Source organism: Citrobacter sp. CRE-46, assembly GCF_059615875.1.
The window spans coordinates 4,771,410-4,792,833 of sequence record NZ_CM184341.1 but is presented as its reverse complement, the minus strand read 5'-3'; the positions used below and the strand labels follow the sequence as shown (position 1 = coordinate 4,792,833).

20 protein-coding genes, 1 tRNA gene and 3 rRNA genes are annotated in these 21,424 nt (G+C 51.1%); 4 read left to right on the top strand and 20 right to left on the bottom strand.

Translation table 11 applies throughout. From position 1 onward, the window contains the following. Window positions 1-129 precede the first annotated feature (129 nt). The 4 genes from fumA to AC534G_RS23265 all read right to left on the bottom strand — a co-directional run bounded on the left by fumA (window position 130) and on the right by AC534G_RS23265 (window position 6,279). Complete coding sequence (gene fumA, locus AC534G_RS23280) at window positions 130-1,776, bottom strand: class I fumarate hydratase FumA (RefSeq protein WP_038636444.1); 1,647 nt, start codon at window positions 1,774-1,776, stop codon at window positions 130-132. A 96-nt stretch (window positions 1,777-1,872) separates the two neighbouring features. Beyond that, window positions 1,873-3,213 carry an anaerobic C4-dicarboxylate transporter DcuB gene (gene dcuB / locus AC534G_RS23275; protein WP_003031873.1) on the bottom strand — a complete coding sequence of 447 codons (1,341 nt, stop codon included), beginning with the start codon at window positions 3,211-3,213 and terminating at the stop codon, window positions 1,873-1,875. 718 nt (window positions 3,214-3,931) lie between these two features. Then, entirely contained in the window at window positions 3,932-4,651 is a 720-nt protein-coding gene (dcuR, locus tag AC534G_RS23270) for a two-component system response regulator DcuR (RefSeq protein ID WP_038636447.1), read from the bottom strand. Further along, on the bottom strand, window positions 4,648-6,279 hold the full coding sequence (locus AC534G_RS23265; RefSeq protein ID WP_038636450.1) for a sensor histidine kinase: 1,632 nt from the start codon (window positions 6,277-6,279) through the stop codon (window positions 4,648-4,650). The genes dcuR and AC534G_RS23265 overlap by 4 nt, the downstream gene beginning before the upstream one ends. A gap of 569 nt (window positions 6,280-6,848) precedes the next feature. Between AC534G_RS23265 and AC534G_RS23260 the strand changes: the two genes are divergently transcribed. The 4 genes from AC534G_RS23260 (at window position 6,849) to rrf (ending at window position 11,878) form a co-directional block, all read left to right on the top strand. Then, window positions 6,849-8,388: ribosomal RNA gene (locus AC534G_RS23260) — 16S ribosomal RNA — on the top strand. An 85-nt stretch (window positions 8,389-8,473) separates the two neighbouring features. Further along, window positions 8,474-8,549: transfer RNA gene (locus AC534G_RS23255), tRNA-Glu, on the top strand. A gap of 210 nt (window positions 8,550-8,759) precedes the next feature. Continuing rightward, window positions 8,760-11,664, top strand: a 23S ribosomal RNA gene (locus tag AC534G_RS23250). 98 nt (window positions 11,665-11,762) lie between these two features. After that, window positions 11,763-11,878, top strand: a 5S ribosomal RNA gene (gene rrf / locus AC534G_RS23245). Together the 16S, 23S and 5S rRNA genes with 1 tRNA gene alongside form the textbook arrangement of a ribosomal RNA operon. A gap of 488 nt (window positions 11,879-12,366) precedes the next feature. On the opposite strand, the gene AC534G_RS23240 is transcribed toward rrf, so the two are convergent. The 16 genes from AC534G_RS23240 to AC534G_RS23165 form a co-directional block, all read right to left on the bottom strand. Further along, complete coding sequence (locus tag AC534G_RS23240; RefSeq protein ID WP_001548928.1) at window positions 12,367-13,209, bottom strand: DUF4942 domain-containing protein; 843 nt, start codon at window positions 13,207-13,209, stop codon at window positions 12,367-12,369. An 84-nt stretch (window positions 13,210-13,293) separates the two neighbouring features. Next, the gene (locus AC534G_RS23235) at window positions 13,294-13,491 is read right to left on the bottom strand and encodes a DUF957 domain-containing protein (RefSeq protein WP_115799768.1); all 198 of its coding nucleotides are present in this window, start codon (window positions 13,489-13,491) and stop codon (window positions 13,294-13,296) included. A gap of 11 nt (window positions 13,492-13,502) precedes the next feature. Beyond that, window positions 13,503-13,991 carry a DUF5983 family protein gene (locus tag AC534G_RS23230; protein WP_115799767.1) on the bottom strand — a complete coding sequence of 163 codons (489 nt, stop codon included), beginning with the start codon at window positions 13,989-13,991 and terminating at the stop codon, window positions 13,503-13,505. Beyond that, on the bottom strand, window positions 13,988-14,365 hold the full coding sequence (locus tag AC534G_RS23225; RefSeq protein ID WP_000854726.1) for a TA system toxin CbtA family protein: 378 nt from the start codon (window positions 14,363-14,365) through the stop codon (window positions 13,988-13,990). Before AC534G_RS23225 ends, AC534G_RS23230 begins: the two co-directional genes overlap by 4 nt. A gap of 89 nt (window positions 14,366-14,454) precedes the next feature. Then, window positions 14,455-14,781, bottom strand: a complete 327-nt coding sequence (gene yafW, locus AC534G_RS23220; protein WP_001548930.1) for a type IV toxin-antitoxin system antitoxin YafW — start codon at window positions 14,779-14,781, stop codon at window positions 14,455-14,457. 18 nt (window positions 14,782-14,799) lie between these two features. Further along, entirely contained in the window at window positions 14,800-15,021 is a 222-nt protein-coding gene (locus AC534G_RS23215; protein WP_000691994.1) for a DUF987 domain-containing protein, read from the bottom strand. 8 nt (window positions 15,022-15,029) lie between these two features. Then, the gene (locus AC534G_RS23210) at window positions 15,030-15,506 is read right to left on the bottom strand and encodes a JAB domain-containing protein (RefSeq protein ID WP_000811693.1); all 477 of its coding nucleotides are present in this window, start codon (window positions 15,504-15,506) and stop codon (window positions 15,030-15,032) included. 15 nt (window positions 15,507-15,521) lie between these two features. Further along, window positions 15,522-15,980: an antirestriction protein gene (locus AC534G_RS23205; protein ID WP_115799766.1), complete on the bottom strand. Its 459-nt coding sequence runs from the start codon at window positions 15,978-15,980 to the stop codon at window positions 15,522-15,524. A gap of 97 nt (window positions 15,981-16,077) precedes the next feature. Next, window positions 16,078-16,317 (bottom strand): DUF905 domain-containing protein, encoded by a 240-nt coding sequence (locus tag AC534G_RS23200; protein ID WP_000194654.1) that lies wholly within the window; start codon window positions 16,315-16,317, stop codon window positions 16,078-16,080. A 76-nt stretch (window positions 16,318-16,393) separates the two neighbouring features. After that, window positions 16,394-16,861 (bottom strand): YfjT/YkfB family phage-associated protein, encoded by a 468-nt coding sequence (locus AC534G_RS23195; RefSeq protein ID WP_115799765.1) that lies wholly within the window; start codon window positions 16,859-16,861, stop codon window positions 16,394-16,396. Window positions 16,862-16,884: 23 nt separating this feature from the next. Then, the gene (locus AC534G_RS23190) at window positions 16,885-17,328 is read right to left on the bottom strand and encodes a YfjS/YafY family lipoprotein (RefSeq protein ID WP_000824224.1); all 444 of its coding nucleotides are present in this window, start codon (window positions 17,326-17,328) and stop codon (window positions 16,885-16,887) included. Continuing rightward, complete coding sequence (gene ypjK / locus AC534G_RS23185) at window positions 17,328-17,564, bottom strand: protein YpjK (RefSeq protein WP_001115854.1); 237 nt, start codon at window positions 17,562-17,564, stop codon at window positions 17,328-17,330. Before ypjK ends, AC534G_RS23190 begins: the two co-directional genes overlap by 1 nt. 36 nt (window positions 17,565-17,600) lie before the next feature. After that, a complete protein-coding gene (locus tag AC534G_RS23180; protein ID WP_001548933.1) occupies window positions 17,601-18,302 on the bottom strand; it encodes a DeoR family transcriptional regulator in 702 nt (233 codons plus the stop codon). Between the two features lie 217 nt (window positions 18,303-18,519). Next, the gene (locus AC534G_RS23175; RefSeq protein WP_115799764.1) at window positions 18,520-19,341 is read right to left on the bottom strand and encodes a DUF932 domain-containing protein; all 822 of its coding nucleotides are present in this window, start codon (window positions 19,339-19,341) and stop codon (window positions 18,520-18,522) included. A gap of 91 nt (window positions 19,342-19,432) precedes the next feature. After that, entirely contained in the window at window positions 19,433-20,296 is an 864-nt protein-coding gene (locus AC534G_RS23170) for a GTPase family protein (RefSeq protein WP_115799763.1), read from the bottom strand. Window positions 20,297-20,417: 121 nt separating this feature from the next. Beyond that, complete coding sequence (locus tag AC534G_RS23165) at window positions 20,418-21,248, bottom strand: YagM family protein (protein WP_175188263.1); 831 nt, start codon at window positions 21,246-21,248, stop codon at window positions 20,418-20,420. Window positions 21,249-21,424 lie beyond the last annotated feature (176 nt).

The window sequence follows — 21,424 nt, the reverse complement described above, 5'->3', positions numbered from 1 at the left end:
GGAAAAGATTACTATTCCCTGTGAACAGCAAAAATTCAACGCCAGTAAATGGGGGGATTAAGGTGGCCCGGGGGGATCGCTGGACTGACGCCAAAAGTTTAGTGTCAGTCCAGTGCCGGGCCGAATAGGTTACTTCGCGCAGTTAGCGCATTGTTTGCTGACGATTTGCTGGAAGAAATCGTTGCCTTTATCATCGACCAGGATGAACGCCGGGAAATCTTCTACTTCGATTTTCCAGATAGCTTCCATACCCAGCTCCGGGTATTCCACGCATTCCAGATGCTTAATGCTCTGCTGCGCCAGTACCGCTGCCGGTCCGCCGATGCTGCCTAAGTAGAAACCGCCGTGTTTGTGGCAAGCGTCTGTCACCTGCTGGCTACGGTTGCCTTTTGCCAGCATGATCATGCTGCCGCCGTGTGACTGCAACAGGTCAACATAGGAGTCCATACGACCTGCGGTAGTCGGGCCTAAAGAGCCGGACGGATAACCCGCTGGCGTTTTTGCCGGGCCCGCGTAGTAGATCGGATGATCTTTCACGTACTGCGGCAGACCTTCGCCGGACTCAATACGCTCTTTTAGCTTCGCGTGGGCGATGTCACGACCAACAATAATCGTGCCGCTCAGTGACAGGCGGGTAGAAACCGGGTACTGCGAAAGCTGGGCGAGGATCTCTTTCATCGGACGGTTAAGGTCTACCTTAACCACTTCGCCTTCGCCAGCCTGGCGCAGAGATTCGGGAATGTACTGACCTGGATTATGTTCCAGTTTTTCAATCCAGATCCCTTCGCGGTTAATCTTGGCTTTAATGTTACGGTCCGCGGAGCAGGAAACGCCCATACCTACCGGGCAGGACGCGCCGTGGCGAGGTAGACGGATCACGCGGATGTCATGTGCGAAGTATTTTCCGCCAAACTGAGCGCCGAGGCCGAGTTTCTGTGCCTCGATCAGCAGTTCCTGTTCCAGTTGCAGATCGCGGAACGCCTGGCCGTGGGCATTGCCTTCAGTCGGCAGCGCATCATAGTAGTGTGTGCTGGCCAGCTTCACCGTTTTAAGGGTGCTTTCCGCTGACGTGCCGCCAATGACGAATGCAATATGGTACGGCGGGCAAGCTGCGGTACCCAGCGTGCGCATTTTTTCCACCAGGAAGTTTTTCAGTTTTCCGGGAGTCAGCAGCGCTTTGGTTTCCTGATACAGATAGGTTTTGTTGGCTGAGCCACCACCTTTGGCCACGCACAGGAATTTGTATTCATCACCGTCCACGCTGTACAGATCGATTTGCGCAGGCAGGTTGGTGCCGGTATTCACTTCTTTGTACATATCCAGCGCCGCGTTTTGCGAGTAGCGCAGGTTATCTTCAATATAGGTATTAAATACGCCTCTGGAGAGCGCGGCTTCATCGCCGCCGCCGGTCCACACGCGCTGGCCTTTTTTACCCATGATGATGGCCGTACCGGTGTCCTGGCAGGTTGGCAATACGCCTTTGGCGGCGATTTCGGAGTTTCTCAGGAACTGCAGCGCCACGTACTTATCGTTTTCGCTGGCTTCGGGATCATGGAGAATTGAGGCGACTTGCTGTTGGTGTTCAGGGCGGAGCATAAAGGAGGCATCGTGGAAGGCTTGCTGAGCCAGTAGCGTAAGTGCTTCAGGGGCTACTTTCAGGATAGTCTCGCCTTCAAACTCGCCGACGCTGACGTGATCGGATGTCAGCAGGTAGTACTCAGTTTTGTCTTCCCCCAGTGGGAAAGCCGCCTGGTAAGTGAATTCAACTTTTGACATTTGCTTCCAGCCTTTTCATTTTTATCAGGAATTTAGAAATTCACTGTGTCTTAAGAGTGGCGTGCCGTACCAACGCGGACGGCACGCGAACTGTGATTACAGGAAACCGTACATTGCGGCGAATATCCAACCAAAGACACAGGATACGCTTACGCCGATCAAGCCAGGCAGAATGAAGCTGTGGTTGATAACGAAGCGGCCGATGTGGGTGGTACCGGAACGGTCAAACTGAATAGCAGCCAGATCGCTCGGGTAGGTCGGCAGAATGTAGTAACCGTAACATGCCGGCGCCGAAGCAACGATGTACGCTGGATCAACTCCGATTGCCAGCGCGACCGGAACAATCGCCGCCAGCGCCGCTGCCTGGGAGTTTACAAACTTGGATACCAGCAGCAGAACAATTGCATAGGCCCACGGATACTCTTTCACCATATTACCCAGCACACCTTCGATTTCCGTCATGTGCGCACCGAACATTGTTTCGGCCATCCAGGCAATACCGTACACCGCCACAATCGCGATCATACCGGAACGGAAGACTTCGTTTTTAGATATTGAAGCGGGATTGGTCTTCGTCAGGATAATAATCAGCGCACCGGTCAGCAGCATGAACATCTGGATAACCAGTACCATGGACAGCGGTTTGCCGCTGAAGGTAGGGCGCAGCTCAGAGAATGCGCCGAGCACAGCAACCACGGCGATAGCGGCGAGGAAGATCCACATGGCCAGCCAGTTGCTTTTCGGCAGTTTTTTATCTAACAGCGTGGCGGTGTCGCCATAAACATAGTTGTGGTTTTCAGGTACGGAAATAAACTTCTGGAATTCTTCATCTTTATCCAGATCTTTACCACGGAACCAGCTGAAAATACCGATAGCCAGTATACCCAGCAGGGTAGACGGGATGGTGATGCTGAGCAGGTCGAGGAATTCGAGATGTTTGCCTTCAAACGTCACATTACCCAGCATGGCGACCAATGACACCACGGCTACGGAAACCGGGCTGGCGATAATACCCATTTGCGCACCGATAGAACTCGCCGCCATTGGACGTTCCGGGCGAATATTATTCTTAATGGCAACGTCATAAATGATTGGCAGGATGGTGTATACCACGTGGCCTGTACCACAGAGAATCGTCAGGGTGCAGGTAACAAACGGCGCGACGATAGAAACGTATTTTGGGTTACGGCGCAGCAACTTTTCAGCGATTTGCAGCATAACGTCAAGGCCGCCGGAGGCTTGCAAGGTTGCCGATGCGGCCACCACGGCAATAATAACCAGCATAACGTCTACAGGTGGTTTACCCGGCTGGAGATGGAAAACGAAAACCAGAATGACCAGGCCGATACCGCCTAATAAGCCCAGTGCGATACCGCCCTTTCTGGCACCATAAAACAAACATATTAATATTATGAGAAGTTGTATACTAAATAACATTTTATTTACCCTCGCGAAAAACCCAGTCAATTTTTTGAAAAATGGATCTGTGGCACATTCTTTTTTGCCAGAATAAGCATCAAAAAATGGTCAGTATTCGATATGTCCGTATTTGCGATTAATGTTCAAATGTCTTGCTAGAATGTTTTTTTAAAGTTATGGCGATATTTAGTTTTTTTCTGTGGCGTTGAACAGAGGAGAAAATCCTCAGGCGATGGGAAGCAGAACTGGGCATAGAGAGCTGCGGTTGACGCTGTAATTTATCTGTTTTGCGTTTTCCGCTATGACATGAACCACGGACAGAATGAGTGAGTGGGTTATTTGTGTGATCACGGTCACGCCATTTCATTATGTAATGAGATCGGCGTACGGATACTTTTATTTGCTCACAAAAATGTACGGTGTCCATGGTACGTAGCATGGTCTCCATTGCTACCAGTCCAGATTTTGTATGTCTGGTTAATTTCAGACTAATCCTTTATGGGTAAAAATACACACTCTGCGAGTCAGATAATACTTAATTAACTTTTGTTAGCGATTTTGAAATTAAAAACAGTGTGATGTTTATCAATATTGAAATATAGCTTTTGACATGCTGTGTACAAATATATTTGATCTAACGCAAATTGATAATGCTTCTGCTTCAGCCAGTAAAATAGGGATTTTTCATTATTTTAATAATTGTTACTTTCAAATAACAAATAATCCCAAAATGTATTTATTGGCAATATTGTTTAAGCAATGAGTATTGCTCTGCCTGAACACGGTAACGATAAACAGGTCTACCGGTCACGCCATAGTGGATGCTGGTAAATAAGATGTGACAATTAACCAGCCAGATAAGGTATTTACGGCAAGATACGCGGGAGATATTGACCTCATTGGCCAGCTCATCCGTAGAGAACTCCTGATCCTGGTGCTCATCAATCCACTGGCACAGCGTACGTAATGTTTGTGGCGTTAGCCCTTTGGGTAAGCGGCGTACTTCCTGCTCATTGGAGGAGCTGCCGTGAATAAGTTGGTCAAGCTCAGACTGTTCATAGTACTGATGCTTTTCCATCTCTGTTTTCTTATGTAGCCAGCCGGTTAGCGCTTCTTCAAAACGGGAAGCCTGGAAAGGTTTGATCAGGTAGTCAACGACACCATAGTGCAGAGAGTCTTTGATGGTGGTCGCGTCAGCGGCGGAAGAGATGACAATAACATCACACTTGCAGCCTTTGCTGTGCAGAACGGGCAGCAGATCCAGACCGTTTTCTTTTTGCATGTAAATATCCAGCAAAATCAAATCGATATGATGACCGCTATGAAAGATGATCTCTTTGGCTTTCTCCAGCGTAGAGGCTGTTCCGCAGCAATGAAAACCGGAGAGTTGCGCGACATAACGACGATTTAATTCCGCTACCATTGCATCGTCATCGACAATTAAGACATTGATCATCTGCTGGCCCTCTCACCATTCCACGGTAACTGTACAAAAAATTGGGTGAAGACCCCAGGTTCAGACTCGACGGAAATATTGCCGCCAACACTTTCAACCTGCTGTTTCACAAGTGCTAAACCGACGCCTCGTTCGGTTCCTTTTGACGAGACGCCCTTCTCAAAGATGTGCTCAATGTGTTCAGGGGCGATCCCTGGACCATCGTCATTCACTTCGCAATGCAACCAGCCGTGTCGATAGTGCAAGGATACGCTGATCTCGCCACCGGGTTCTTGACCTAGCGCCTCCAGGGCGTTTTCAATCAAATTCCCCAAAACGGTAATCAGCACCGCTACCTGATCTTCATTGCTGTTTTCCGGCAATTGGCTTTCATTGCTAATGACCAGACTATGACCTAAATCAGATGTGCGATTAATCTTACTGAGTAAAAATCCAGCGATCACCGGAGATTTTATTTTTCCTAACAGTGAGCCAATCTCTTCCTGATAATTGTTCGCGGTCTTCAGGATGTAATTTTCAAGCTGCTTATAACTTTTCAGGTGCAATAATCCCAGAATCACGTGCAATTTGTTCATGAATTCGTGGGATCGTTCACGAAGTGCGTCGGCATAGTTAACCATACCGTCCAGGCGTTGCATCAGTTTCCGAACTTCAGTTTTATCGCGGAACGTTGAAATGGCCCCGATGATTTTTCCGTTGCTGAGTACCGGAACAGTATTAATTAAGAGTAGCCGATCTTTCACCGTGATCTCTTCATCGCGGCGTGGCGTTCCATCGCGTAGTACCTGCGAAAAATCGACCACCTGTGACCACGCGTGGCTGAGCGTTGAGAGCTGGGCATCATCTTGGGATTTGTGGTAATCAAGCAGTTCCTGCGCCGCCTGGTTTATCAGCGTGACCTCACCACACTCGTCAACGGCAATGACACCTTCCTTTATAGAGTGCAGCATCGCCTGGCGTTGTTCGAACAGATTGGAGATTTCATACGGCTCCAGGCCAAACAGAATGCGCTTAAGGACTTTGACGAATACCCATGTGCCGAGTAACCCAACCAGAACGCCAAACAAGATGGACCAGAAGATACTGCCGCGACTGTTATTGATCTGCTCAGTCACTCTGCTTAGCTCAAGGCCGATCGCCACCACGCCAATCTGTCGGTGATGCTCATCATAGATAGGGGTAAACACGCGCAGAGCTTTAGCCAGAAAGCCGCGATTAATGGCAACATTCTCTTTGCCCTGCAGAGCCAGCAAAATGTCATCGCCTTTAAATGGCTGACCGATTCGCTGCGCTTCGGGATGGGAGTAACGAATGCTTTGCATATCGGTGACGACGATGAATAAAAAATCGTTGCTCTTATTCACTGCCTGAGCTATCGCCTGAATACCGCTTTCCTCGGGTTTTTTCATTAACCCTTGGCGGATCTCCGGCGAGTTTGCCAGCGTCCGCGCGACCGCAAGCGCTTTATCCGCTAATGCATCGCGTGTCATGTTGCTGATTTGCGAAAAGTAAATCAGATGAACAACAAGCAGCACTGAGAAGAGTACTGCACTGACCATGAGGATCACGGTAGTGCCGAGCTTCATTGGGCGTTTGCGTATAGCAGTACGTTGCAGAGAGTGTCTCATCACGGTCCTGGAATCACGGTTTGTGCGGGTATTATCGCCCGACGGCATGCGTAATTCAAAGGTGGTAAGGAATGTGGGCTTAGGCTGCCAATACTTCTTCTATATATAGAGTGTTCTGGGCCGGTTCTCTCCATTTTTCAGTAATGCGTACCGGTAGTTTTTTGACGATTGTGGATAACTCTGTGCGTAAATGGGTATAAGACGGGGTTCTGCTGTGGAATGCAGCAGTCAGTCATTTTTCTGTCATTTAAGGGTTGCGGGCTGAAGGAAACTCCCTATAATGCGCCTCCATCGACACGGCGGATGTGAATCACTTCACACAAACAGCCCGGTCGGTTGAAGAGAAAAACCTGAAAATGAGGGTTGACTCTGAAAGAGGAAAGCGTAATATACGCCACCTCGCGACAGAGCGCTAAGGCGCGTCGCAACTGCTCTTTAACAATTTATCAGACAATCTGTGTGGGCACTCGAGGATACGGATTCTTAACGTCGCAAGACGAAAAATGAATACCAAGTCTCTGAGTGAACACGTAATTCATTACGAAGTTTAATTCACGAGCATCAAACTTAAATTGAAGAGTTTGATCATGGCTCAGATTGAACGCTGGCGGCAGGCCTAACACATGCAAGTCGAACGGTAGCACAGAGAGCTTGCTCTCGGGTGACGAGTGGCGGACGGGTGAGTAATGTCTGGGAAACTGCCCGATGGAGGGGGATAACTACTGGAAACGGTAGCTAATACCGCATAATGTCGCAAGACCAAAGAGGGGGACCTTCGGGCCTCTTGCCATCGGATGTGCCCAGATGGGATTAGCTTGTAGGTGGGGTAACGGCTCACCTAGGCGACGATCCCTAGCTGGTCTGAGAGGATGACCAGCCACACTGGAACTGAGACACGGTCCAGACTCCTACGGGAGGCAGCAGTGGGGAATATTGCACAATGGGCGCAAGCCTGATGCAGCCATGCCGCGTGTATGAAGAAGGCCTTCGGGTTGTAAAGTACTTTCAGCGAGGAGGAAGGCGTTGTGGTTAATAACCACAGCGATTGACGTTACTCGCAGAAGAAGCACCGGCTAACTCCGTGCCAGCAGCCGCGGTAATACGGAGGGTGCAAGCGTTAATCGGAATTACTGGGCGTAAAGCGCACGCAGGCGGTCTGTCAAGTCGGATGTGAAATCCCCGGGCTCAACCTGGGAACTGCATCCGAAACTGGCAGGCTAGAGTCTTGTAGAGGGGGGTAGAATTCCAGGTGTAGCGGTGAAATGCGTAGAGATCTGGAGGAATACCGGTGGCGAAGGCGGCCCCCTGGACAAAGACTGACGCTCAGGTGCGAAAGCGTGGGGAGCAAACAGGATTAGATACCCTGGTAGTCCACGCCGTAAACGATGTCGACTTGGAGGTTGTGCCCTTGAGGCGTGGCTTCCGGAGCTAACGCGTTAAGTCGACCGCCTGGGGAGTACGGCCGCAAGGTTAAAACTCAAATGAATTGACGGGGGCCCGCACAAGCGGTGGAGCATGTGGTTTAATTCGATGCAACGCGAAGAACCTTACCTACTCTTGACATCCAGAGAACTTAGCAGAGATGCTTTGGTGCCTTCGGGAACTCTGAGACAGGTGCTGCATGGCTGTCGTCAGCTCGTGTTGTGAAATGTTGGGTTAAGTCCCGCAACGAGCGCAACCCTTATCCTTTGTTGCCAGCGATTCGGTCGGGAACTCAAAGGAGACTGCCAGTGATAAACTGGAGGAAGGTGGGGATGACGTCAAGTCATCATGGCCCTTACGAGTAGGGCTACACACGTGCTACAATGGCATATACAAAGAGAAGCGACCTCGCGAGAGCAAGCGGACCTCATAAAGTATGTCGTAGTCCGGATTGGAGTCTGCAACTCGACTCCATGAAGTCGGAATCGCTAGTAATCGTGGATCAGAATGCCACGGTGAATACGTTCCCGGGCCTTGTACACACCGCCCGTCACACCATGGGAGTGGGTTGCAAAAGAAGTAGGTAGCTTAACCTTCGGGAGGGCGCTTACCACTTTGTGATTCATGACTGGGGTGAAGTCGTAACAAGGTAACCGTAGGGGAACCTGCGGTTGGATCACCTCCTTACCTTAAAGAACCTGCCTTTGTAGTGCTCACACAGATTGTCTGATGAAAAGTGAATAGCAAGGCGTCTTGCGATTGAGACTTCAGTGTCCCCTTCGTCTAGAGGCCCAGGACACCGCCCTTTCACGGCGGTAACAGGGGTTCGAATCCCCTAGGGGACGCCACTTGCTGGTTCGTGAGTGAAAGACGCGCACCCTGATATCTCAAAACTGACTTGCGAGTCATGTTTGAGATATTTGCTCTTTAAAAATCTGGATCAAGCTGAAAATTGAAACGACACACTGTTTCATTTCTCCGTAAACAAGAAATGAAAAGCGGTGTGTTCGAGTCTCTCAAATTTTCGCAATCAGAAGTGAAACATCTTCGGGTTGTGAGGTTAAGCGACTAAGCGTACACGGTGGATGCCCTGGCAGTCAGAGGCGATGAAGGACGTGCTAATCTGCGATAAGCGCCGGTAAGGTGATATGAACCGTTATAACCGGCGATTTCCGAATGGGGAAACCCAGTGTGATTCGTCACACTATCGTTAACTGAATACATAGGTTAACGAAGCGAACCGGGGGAACTGAAACATCTAAGTACCCCGAGGAAAAGAAATCAACCGAGATTCCCCCAGTAGCGGCGAGCGAACGGGGAGCAGCCCAGAGTCTGAATCAGCATGTGTGTTAGTGGAACGGTCTGGAAAGTCCGACGGTACAGGGTGATAGTCCCGTACACAAAAACGCATGTGCTGTGAACTCGAAGAGTAGGGCGGGACACGTGGTATCCTGTCTGAATATGGGGGGACCATCCTCCAAGGCTAAATACTCCTGACTGACCGATAGTGAACCAGTACCGTGAGGGAAAGGCGAAAAGAACCCCGGCGAGGGGAGTGAAAAAGAACCTGAAACCGTGTACGTACAAGCAGTGGGAGCACCTTCGGGTGTGACTGCGTACCTTTTGTATAATGGGTCAGCGACTTATATTCTGTAGCAAGGTTAACCGTATAGGGGAGCCGAAGGGAAACCGAGTCTTAACTGGGCGTTAAGTTGCAGGGTATAGACCCGAAACCCGGTGATCTAGCCATGGGCAGGTTGAAGGTTGGGTAACACTAACTGGAGGACCGAACCGACTAATGTTGAAAAATTAGCGGATGACTTGTGGCTGGGGGTGAAAGGCCAATCAAACCGGGAGATAGCTGGTTCTCCCCGAAAGCTATTTAGGTAGCGCCTCGTGAACTCATCTTCGGGGGTAGAGCACTGTTTCGGCTAGGGGGTCATCCCGACTTACCAACCCGATGCAAACTGCGAATACCGAAGAATGTTATCACGGGAGACACACGGCGGGTGCTAACGTCCGTCGTGAAGAGGGAAACAACCCAGACCGCCAGCTAAGGTCCCAAAGTCATGGTTAAGTGGGAAACGATGTGGGAAGGCACAGACAGCCAGGATGTTGGCTTAGAAGCAGCCATCATTTAAAGAAAGCGTAATAGCTCACTGGTCGAGTCGGCCTGCGCGGAAGATGTAACGGGGCTAAACCATGCACCGAAGCTGCGGCAGCGACACTATGTGTTGTTGGGTAGGGGAGCGTTCTGTAAGCCGTTGAAGGTGGCCTGTGAGGGCTGCTGGAGGTATCAGAAGTGCGAATGCTGACATAAGTAACGATAATGCGGGTGAAAAACCCGCACGCCGGAAGACCAAGGGTTCCTGTCCAACGTTAATCGGGGCAGGGTGAGTCGACCCCTAAGGCGAGGCCGAAAGGCGTAGTCGATGGGAAACAGGTTAATATTCCTGTACTTGGTGTTACTGCGAAGGGGGGACGGAGAAGGCTATGTTGGCCGGGCGACGGTTGTCCCGGTTTAAGCATGTAGGCGGAGGTTCCAGGTAAATCCGGTACCTTTTAACGCTGAGGTGTGATGACGAGGCACTACGGTGCTGAAGTGACAAATGCCCTGCTTCCAGGAAAAGCCTCTAAGCATCAGGTAACACGAAATCGTACCCCAAACCGACACAGGTGGTCAGGTAGAGAATACCAAGGCGCTTGAGAGAACTCGGGTGAAGGAACTAGGCAAAATGGTGCCGTAACTTCGGGAGAAGGCACGCTGATAGGTAGGTGAAGTGATTTACTCATGGAGCTGAAATCAGTCGAAGATACCAGCTGGCTGCAACTGTTTATTAAAAACACAGCACTGTGCAAACACGAAAGTGGACGTATACGGTGTGACGCCTGCCCGGTGCCGGAAGGTTAATTGATGGGGTTATCCGTAAGGAGAAGCTCTTGATCGAAGCCCCGGTAAACGGCGGCCGTAACTATAACGGTCCTAAGGTAGCGAAATTCCTTGTCGGGTAAGTTCCGACCTGCACGAATGGCGTAATGATGGCCAGGCTGTCTCCACCCGAGACTCAGTGAAATTGAACTCGCTGTGAAGATGCAGTGTACCCGCGGCAAGACGGAAAGACCCCGTGAACCTTTACTATAGCTTGACACTGAACACTGGTCCTTGATGTGTAGGATAGGTGGGAGGCTTTGAAGTGTGGACGCCAGTCTGCATGGAGCCGTCCTTGAAATACCACCCTTTAATGGCTGGTGTTCTAACGTGGGCCCGTAATCCGGGTTGCGGACAGTGTCTGGTGGGTAGTTTGACTGGGGCGGTCTCCTCCCAAAGAGTAACGGAGGAGCACGAAGGTTAGCTAATCCTGGTCGGACATCAGGAGGTTAGTGCAAAGGCATAAGCTAGCTTGACTGCGAGAGTGACGGCTCGAGCAGGTGCGAAAGCAGGTCTTAGTGATCCGGTGGTTCTGAATGGAAGGGCCATCGCTCAACGGATAAAAGGTACTCCGGGGATAACAGGCTGATACCGCCCAAGAGTTCATATCGACGGCGGTGTTTGGCACCTCGATGTCGGCTCATCACATCCTGGGGCTGAAGTAGGTCCCAAGGGTATGGCTGTTCGCCATTTAAAGTGGTACGCGAGCTGGGTTTAGAACGTCGTGAGACAGTTCGGTCCCTATCTGCCGTGGGCGCTGGAGAATTGAGGGGGGCTGCTCCTAGTACGAGAGGACCGGAGTGGACGCATCACTGGTGTTCGGGTTGTCATGCCAATGGCACTGCCCGGTAGCTAAATGCGGAAGAGATAAGTGCTGAAAGCATCTAAGCACGAAACTTGCCCCGAGATGAGTTCTCCCTGAGACTTAGAGTCTCCTGAAGGAACGTTGAAGACGACGACGTTGATAGGTCGGGTGTGTAAGCGTAGCGATACGTTGAGCTAACCGATACTAATGAACCGTGAGGCTTAACCTTACAACGCCGAAGCTGTTTTGGCGGATTTGAAAAGACAGATTTTCAGCCTGATACAGATGACATTAACCGGCGAAAAGCGGGTTAATAAACAGAATTTGCCTGGCGGCTGTAGCGCGGTGGTCCCACCTGACCCCATGCCGAACTCAGAAGTGAAACGCCGTAGCGCCGATGGTAGTGTGGGGTCTCCCCATGCGAGAGTAGGGAACTGCCAGGCATCAAATAAAGTGAAGAAGCCCATCCTGCCGGATGGGCTTTTTTGCGTCTGTGTGAAATGAACGTATTTTGTAGGCCTGATAAGCGCAGCGCATCAGGCAATCCCGCACCACGGAAAAACTTGTCCTGCTACCCGCCCCAATATCGTCCACCGCTGTACGTCCCGTTACGATGAATCCCATTTTTATATAGATCCCTGGCGTCTGCTTACTGAAGTTGGCTGTTAACGGCGAGATTGAGTTTACGTGGGGTGTTTGTGAGAGGTGGCGGGTCAGAAATAGGGTAAAACGATCGACTGGAAGCTATCAGAAACTACAAAAGCAAAAACCCGCCTTTTGGGCGGGTTCTTTAAATAGTGGTGCCCGGACTCGGAATCGAAAATTTCTTTTATCATATTGATATTAATATAATTTATTTGGTTTGATTAAAAATGTACCCTCAATTATACCCGCAGTCCCTTTTGATATCGAAAGGGAATCACACTCGGGATCAGGCTGAGAGCACAGAAGGAAAGTACCTGGCTATTATATCGTTAATTCTGTCAATCAGTTCCAGCCTTTTGAAAGTGATGTGTGCAGATCCCTTCTTAAAGTATTTAATGATGAACATCTCGTCTTCATAGCGCTCTTTACCCTGAACGGACTGGATGTGACCATCCAGACGAATAGTGATGTTTTCCCGGTTGTCGGGGATCGGTTTGCCGCTGAACAGGTGTAGCATTCTTTCCAGATCGGCAAGTCGATCGGCCTGTTGCCCGCTGTTCAGATGAAGCCCCCACCGGTCCCACCTCACCAGATTGTTGACGATAATTTTACTGCCAAATTTACAGGGTGAGTTGGTTTTGTAATCCCAGCTCAGTCCCCTGAAGACGTTGATCACCCCTCGCTCAAACACCTCATCCTTATTCTGGTGCAGTTGTTCGAATGTACTCAGGATATTCGCTTCACTGATTTCCGGAAAATTATCATATTCCAGTGATCGGTACCATGTGTCCCGGGCCTGCGCATCCATCAGACTCAGCATCCCGGAACGTTGCATCAGGTCACGCCAGATTTCTCGATCGAGATTGCGGGTGATGGCTTTCATTGCTGCTTCCGGTTTTTCCATCAGCCAGCAGCCACAGCGAAAATTCTGTTTCATCGCCCAGTCCAGGGCGGTTTTGCCGCCAATGCCTGCTGTCAACACTGAGATTTCTGCCAGTTGCCGGATAAGCGTTTCGGTTTGTTGCAGTGCTGCATTCCGTACCGTCACAACGTGTTGGATACTGGTGGAGCAGATAACGTCCGTATGCCCGGTGACCACTTCCGGACGGGAGATTGTGATGTCTGACATTATCGGTTTTCCTTTTGGTTTATAAACGAAAACGCCAGCTGTATTCAGGCTGGCGTCAGGGGAATGAAGTATGGTGAGTGATATTCACCGGTTCTGGTGCAGAAGCTGCAGATGACGAAGAGCACGGACATTCTTCCGGGCCTGTTCGATGCAGGGCAACAGTGCTGCTGAATCCGTTCTATCCTCATCGTTGTCAAAGATAATTCCCGATTCGCAGTCGATATTGTCCTGTAGCCACGCAATCAGAATATCCAGTGCGGTTTCCGTGGTTAATGATTTCATGTTGTTCCTGGTTACCAATCGAAAGTGGGCTGGTCCGGCAGACATTCAGCGCTGACATCCAGATGAATGAGACTGACGCCATAACGTTGGATGAGTGTGACAACCAGACGACGGAACGTTTTTGACAACCCCAGGCGTTTAAGCCGCAGAACCGGATATGACCACGCATCGGTACGTAACAGATATCCGCTACCTGTGAAATGAATCCATTCTGATTCACCGAAGTCACTGGTCTGGTGTGACAGCGAGTACAGCCAGGCGTTATCCTTTTCCGTGATATGTGCGGTACTGCAGCGTATGCCGGCAAGGGTTGCAAACGGTGGTAGTGTGCAGGTTGACTGTTGGTCGGATTCCTCCATCACGCGGAGTGAATAACCGTTTTCAGCGACCTTGTTAATCAGTTCAGTGAGATTAACACCATCGACATCAACGACAATTCGCCCCATGTTCAGTGCCTGCACATTAATGCTGTCGGCTTCCAACGTCAGGGCCAGTTTCATTGTTTCGCCTCCGGATGCTTCCCCTGGGTAATGTTATTTACCGTTCTGTAGTTATCGCGGGTCATCAGGCCGGTTGCCCTGCGAGCCCGGAGAATATCAATACTGTTTATTAACTGAGAGCGGGTACAGGCGCTGAATCCCGGCTGGTCGGTACGTACCAGTGCGTATTTTTCAACGAGAAAGTTCACCGCATCACACAGTGAAATGCCAGCTTCAATATGCTGCTCAATCACACGTTCATCGGCGAACGGTGTGTCATTCAGCGTAAGGCCGTAATGCTGGTCCAGCAACCGGGACAGCAGTGTCTGCCAGATGGTGACGGGAGACGGGCAGCGCGATGCCTCCCGTACGTGTGTGTCGGGTAATGTTTTCATACTGAAGATTTTCCTGATATGCAGAGATGAAAAATGGAAAAGTGGCGTGGTGAAAACACCAGGCCGGAGCAGAAGATTATTCTGATGATTTACTTTTTCGTTTCGGGCGTCGGATAAACAGCCAGATAAACGTAACCACAGGAGCCGAAGGTGTCGGCTTCGCAGGTTAAATCGTTGTGGTACAGGGTAACGCAGTGGGCATGGTGGGGGCTGAGTTCACCGGTGGTCAGCATCGATTCCATCTGGCGGATAAAGTGCGGGAATGTTTCATCCAGCTTCCGGCATTCGATGTCACTGAACTTGCCGGTGATGCTGGCCCGGTCAGCCAGATAATGCAGTCGGTTGCCTTCCTGCACCAGACGGGCTCCCAGGCGCAGTGTAATCTCCCGCTGCAGGCCCCTGGTAGGGTTGCTCATTACAGTTCTCCACTATTGTCAGTTCAGGGTGATGCTCATCAGGCAGGTATAGGGCCCATTACGGTCCTGGCGGCGTTCGGCGTATACCGCGAGGACTCCGGCGATATCCGGAACGTCCCTGCCGGTGTAATGACAGACGCTACCGTGCCACTGGTATTTGCCGGTGCAGTAGCGAAAGATTCGGGACTCAGGATGCTGGCGGTATATCGTCATTGCCCTGCGTTTACTGATAATTTTCATGTAATACCTCAAAGCAGACCGTGTTCTGCGAACGAATAGATTTGCCTGCCACCAACAATCAGATGGTCAGGGACACGGATATCCACCAGCTGAAGCACCTGAACCAGTCGCTGCGTGAGGGTTTTGTCGGCCTGGCTAGGTGTCGTCTCGCCGGAAGGATGGTTATGCGCGAGTATCACCGCCGCCGCGTTGAAGTGCAGAGCACGTTTGACCACCTCCCGGGGATGCACCTCGGTGCGGTTAATCGTGCCGGTGAAGAGCGTTTCATGGGCAATCAACTGATTCTGGTTGTCCAGATACAACACCCGGAACTCTTCCCGCTCAAGCGCGGCCATATGCAGTCGCAGCCATTCACGTACGGCGTGGGTAGAGGTGAAGGCTACGCCGGGTTCATGCAGGTGGCGGTCCAGAGCCCTGAGCGCCCGCTGAATGAGACGCCGGTCCTGTGGCGTCATCTCGCCGGGTAAAAAGGAAAGCTGTTTCATCTGTTGCTCCTTCGGTCAGTCGATAATACGCAGAATGGCGTGAGCCTCTGGATGTTGCATGGCATACTCCCGCAGGCGGTAATAGTGTGCGGTCATCGCGTCACATTCGGTGCGACAGGCATGGTGGCTATACGCAATCAGGCAGACAGCAATACCTGCTGCTTCTGCACTCATTTGGGCATCGTTACCGTTCAGGCAGTTAAACAGACGCCATGTCTCATCGTTGTCAGGCTCGGGGGACATAAATGCGCCGCCATTGCTGAGGGTGTAGAACGACCAGATACCACCGCTGTAGCCCTCACAGAGGCGGTCCATCCAGGCGAAGATATGCGGCTCCAGGAGTAGCCACTGCGGGATAGCGCCAAAGTACTGTGGCCAGAAATCGATACGCTGTTCATCGGGGACCGGCGTGACGGTCAGTTCAAATTCGGGTTGGTTAGCGGGTGCGAGGTCGTGCTGCGTCTGTGTTGTCATGGGTATGTCTCCGTCAATAAAAACGCCAGCGGCGATGGCTGGCGTATGGGGATATAAAGTGTGTTCGGGGAGGTGAATGCGGGTAAATGCTTCGCGATCAGCGGGTGGCCGTGTCTGTACGGATGCCTGAGGTGCGGATATAGCGGTTAAGACCTTCACCGGCATCCGGCTCAAAGTTCCATGCCCGCCAGACCATCCGGCCTTCAGTATCACGAACCACCAGACGGAAGTGACTGCCCTGGTCGTCTTCGAGTGTGATATTGCTGTACGTGGTAGTGACCGCTTGCGCTTGTCTCCGGGTGAAAGGCCCCGGTGGCAGCAACACGGATTGGGTCATTTTCGGGCTCCTGATAAAAGAAAACCCCGGCAGCCTGCTAGCTGTCGGGGTGGATTTGCTGGGGAAGATACTACTATCAGTCGTTGCTGCAGTCTCCGAGAGTGGACAGAACTTTCTCAGCGTTCTTCCGGTCCGCAGTGAAGGTCCCTGCTTTGTGGTCATTGACGTAGACGTCGAACTGCCCGGCCTCAGAGATATTGCTGATGAAGTCAAACCAGGCGTTATCGCCGTTACGCCAGCCCAGGCTGGACGGAATAATGTACTGCTGGTGATCCATCACTACGGTGATAGTGGTGTCGTCATCGTGCGAACTGACCGTCTTGTCATCGGCAAGGGTAAGAAAAACAGAATGCTGATAGAAACCATTCTGGTCCGGGTTCCCTGTGCAGTTGATGGTAAACGTCTTCCCGCTGGCTTCGGTCACACTGTATTCCGTATTGCCCTGACCGTAACCCTGCTGCCAGAACCCCGGGATCGCAGAGGCATTAAAGCTCGCGAGCAGTACACACGCCAGCATAAATCTACTTAGTGAACGTATTGTCATTTCTCTCTCCTTTATCGTTATTTTTATTCCTGGTTCTCAGGGTTTGAGGGTATCAGCAGTCGACCCATCAGTTTGCCGTCATGGGCGTACTCAAAGTATCTTTCTTTGGTATACGGGTCCGTCACCTCCTGGTATTCCAGTTTGATGTTATCGGCAATACACAGCGCATTCATCAGTGGCTGGACGGTTTTTTCCTGCATATCCACGAGGTAGTAGTAACTGCCACCCTCGCAGCCATCGGGCGACTGGTGGGTACGTAAAACCTGCAAGGTGGGACCGGATAAGTAGTCAACCTGTGACCATTCTTCGCTGACATCATCCTGGTGGCTGACCACATCACTGAAACGCGGTGGGGTTAGATCCTTAAATTTGCTGATGGCCTTCAGGTCATCACTTCTGTTATCGCATGCGCTGAGAAACAGCGTGGTGGCAACCAGCACCAGCAGAGGCAGTGTTTTACGTTTCATTATTTTTTTCCTGAAATCAGACGAACCACTTTGGCAAAGACATAAATGCCGACGAAAATACCCACCGGCACGCCGACGAACGGTGTCAGTGCGACACTGGCCGCACCGGCTGCCCCTCCGCCCGTCAGCAGTGCGGCAACGGTGGCAAGGGTCAGGGCCGTGAGGCTGTCGGACACCCCGGTTTTGTTCAGAATGATGACGATGACAACAATGGCGATAATGGCAATAAATGGCATAGGCTCTCCCTGCGGATGAGTTGAGATAGACCTGCACTATTCCGGTGGGCTGTCGGCCGGAACAAACGCAAGCAGCGACTGCTGGATAAAGCGAAAATGGGGTAAGGCCTGAATAAACACCGGGTCTTCAACCAGACTGCACAGACTGTCGTTGCGGCGAAAAGACTCCTGCAGGGGTTGAACCAGATGGATTTCATCCAGGGTGAATACGGCGATATGTCCGTCGTGCTCTGCCACCAGATACCAGGCCTGCTGGTGGATAAGTAACCGGCAGGGAGCCAGCCGCTCACAGCGCTGCCCCTCGGCAATCAGCGTCACCCGCCTGCGCCCGGTAATGGCCTGAATCAGTCGCCAGAAAGACAATGCGCCTGATGGCGAAGGAGCCGGACTGGCGGGTGCGATTACGCAGGGAGACTCATCGCACATCAGCAGTGCGTTTACCAGACGACGGTCAAAGCCAGGGAAAAGACCGGCCATCCCGCTGCGGTGGGCAAAGATAAGCACGTCGGGCACCATCTGCGTCTCACTGCCCGCAGTACGTAAGCGGCAATATCCGGACTGATACTCCAGGTCCAGATACATCAGCCGCTCACGAAAATCACGCCGCAGCGTGCGCACCGACACACCAAACTCAGCGGCCAGCTTACGCACACTCAGTGTTTCCCCTGCCACCAGACGGCTGATTATCAGTGACAGCCTGACAGCCAGCCGGTCATGGCGGCGTTCTGCCTGTGTCATGAGACGTTCTCCGTGAAAGTTAACTGACTGAAAATGATGTGATTACTTTAAAGAGGGGGTCGGACAGGGTATGGACATCACAGAAACTATTTTTCATTTCTGCAAAAGCCAGAGGCAGCGGGGGTTACAGGCCATTCACTCAGTGAGTGAGGACCGCCAGCACGGTGCGATGCGGACAGGTGGTGTCCGATATTAACAAAGCGGCAACATTAAACGGTCACTGCAGTTGCGTGAGCATCGCTTCCGCCATCACCCACAGTGCCCGGTTAAGTTTCACGTCCCCGTCGATACCGCGAACGGCACGGGTATGTGACCGTCCTCCTTTGGCATTACGGCCACTGAGCCCACCCTTAATCAGGTTCTCCTGAATACGCTGGTACGTGGTCCACAGGTCGCTACTCTCATCTTGCCAGCGGCGCGGGGAGAGGATCTGCGACTCAGTCACCGGCTGGTGGTCCTCACCAAAGCGGTACGTCAGCGCGGCTTTTGCCAGTGCCTGCTGCGCAGGTGGTGGCAACAGCAACGACTGCATCGCATCCAGCTTCTCCTCCACCCGGTCAAAAATGCCCAGCACTTCATAGGCCCCCTCAATCACCTGACTCACTACATCGCCTTTGTGCGGCACACGCACCTCGCCAAATGACTCACCGCAGACGAGCCCGTTCTGACAAACCGCACGAAATAAACCCGGCAACATCTGGTACGAACTGGTGCCATCATGGGAGTTGAGCAGGATAATTTCTGGTACCTGTTTACCGGTAATCTGCCCCTCCCGACGAAGGCGTAGCATGTGTTTTGTGTGCTCGCGTCGACCCGGGTCGCGTACCCGGGTCTGACAGGCAAAGAACGGCTGGAAGCCTTCTCGCTGTAGGCTGTCGAGCAGGGAGATGGTGGGTATATAGGTGTAGCGTTCACTACGGGATTCATGTTTGTCCTCACTGAATACACTGGGCACCACGCGAAACAGCTCTTCGCGGGTTAACGGGCGGTCGCGACGGATAAGATTTGCTGCGCCAAAGCGCGAAGCCAGACGGGTCATAAGCAGACTCCTCATAACGGGAAAACAAATAAAAGGGATCCCCGTCGCATCTGCGACAGGGGCAGGGAAGTAACAGGGATGGGTTAAATACTCAGAAGAAGAAATCCCAGACGGCGCGGGCCACTGACACCACCGTGGTGCGCACGGCCTGAATGACAGCCCGTACCGGGGCGGGTATCAGGGGAAAGGCACTGATGCTATCGAGTACGGCCCCGATGGTTTCACCAAAATCGCTACGAGCCTGTTCCCGGACTACCGTCGTGCGAAAGGAAGACTGGAGTTGCGACACCACCGGGCTGGTGGCCTCACGTGGCAGGCACTTAATCATTCGCTCGGCCATCACCCGCAGTCCCCACTGAAGACGGACCGACACGGCACACACCGGATGTACGGGCTGGAACAGCTCATGCAGCAGACAGATTTTACGGCTGATATTCTGCTTCTGCGCCGTGGACAACGGTCCCCCACCGCTGGTGGGTTCGGCCTTATCCGACTGGCTGATAACAAACAGCACCTTATGCCGGTATACCTCTCCAATCACCTGATGATAAAAATGTTCATCCACCGCCAGCGCCCGGTCATCGGCCTTAATCAGCCACAGAACCAGGTCGAGCCGGGGAAGCTGTTCACGGTACAGCCCCGCATACTCAGTATCGCGTGCACCACTCTCCCCCACGCCGGGCAGATCCACCAACGTCATATAGCGCTCGCCAACCTGCAGGCGAAATCGCAAAGGTTCACGGGTACAGGCCGCCACATCGCTGACCGGCGACACCTCACCGGCAAACAGAGCATTGCAAAGGCTACTCTTTCCCGCCCCAGTTTTACCCATAATGCCAATCACTGGTTCGTAGTGGGTTAACTGATTTATCTGCTGCAATATACGTTCAGACACCCACTGCGGCAGGCCGGAAAGCGAATGGTTTAATGGCTGCAAACCTTGCTGATTAATCATGACAACTCCTGCAATAAATAAAACTAAAAACGGCAGTACCGCGAAGTTCTGCCGTTATGCTGGTATGTTCATGAAAATGATATATATCTGAATATAGTTTGAATGATGATTTTCTATTGAATCATCCTAAATACTTCCAGTACTCGTAAGGAAGGTTAATGGTGGCTTTAGGAGGGTATAGCTGATTAGGTAAGGCTTTATCGATGTGCAAAGCAGCGATAAAAATAAACCCTTCCTGAAAGGGAAGCACTGGAATCCATGAAAGATAAGCGGAATTAAGATGTCTTTTTTTTCTGCGCATATATTCATCAATTCCTGCATTGCAAAAATCAACAGTTCGAACATGGCAAAGTGACTGAATGTCAAATAAGTAAGACTCAACAACAAATAATGGAATTTCTATTTGAATCAGGTCATAGCCAAACTTCTCACCAGATTTTTTATTTACGCACAAATAAACATAGCGTGATATACAATCACCCTCGGGCATATAGGATTTAATTTTATTCTCAATTCTCTCCATAAACCCACTATTGCAAGAGTCCCATTCAGATATTGCCGGAAGGAAAAAGCTTTCAACAGGATTTGGGTGAACATTGAATATAAGCTTTTCAGACAGAGAGTGAAGATATTTAAAAGTAGAGTCATCTTTATGCTGCTGCGTTTCGAAGTGACGAACCTCATGATAAAACATGCTAAAAAGCCTGCTTTCAACCTCCTGAGTAATTCTATTTTGATATGTCACAAAATCAAGAATAGGTGCAGTGGACCGTAATAACTCACATATTACCTTAGAACGTGACATGCCATTGGATTCGGCATACCTGTCGATTGAATTAATCGTTAAATCATCATCGGTGTTAAATGTAATTCTCTTTACCATAACTGTTATGCACTTTGTTGATTGTGCATAACAACCTATCACAGAGGCCAGTAAAGCGCCAGATCGCACTGCAATACTTCAGATTTCGCGTACACATTTCTTCCTGTGTAAGGCCACCATGTGAACCTACGATAGAATCCTTGAAACCATCAGTTCTTACTGAATTAAGGTTAATTAGTATTATCACCCGGAGTTAACCGTTCCCCTCCTGTAATCAATACTCATCCCTGTATAAAAAATACATC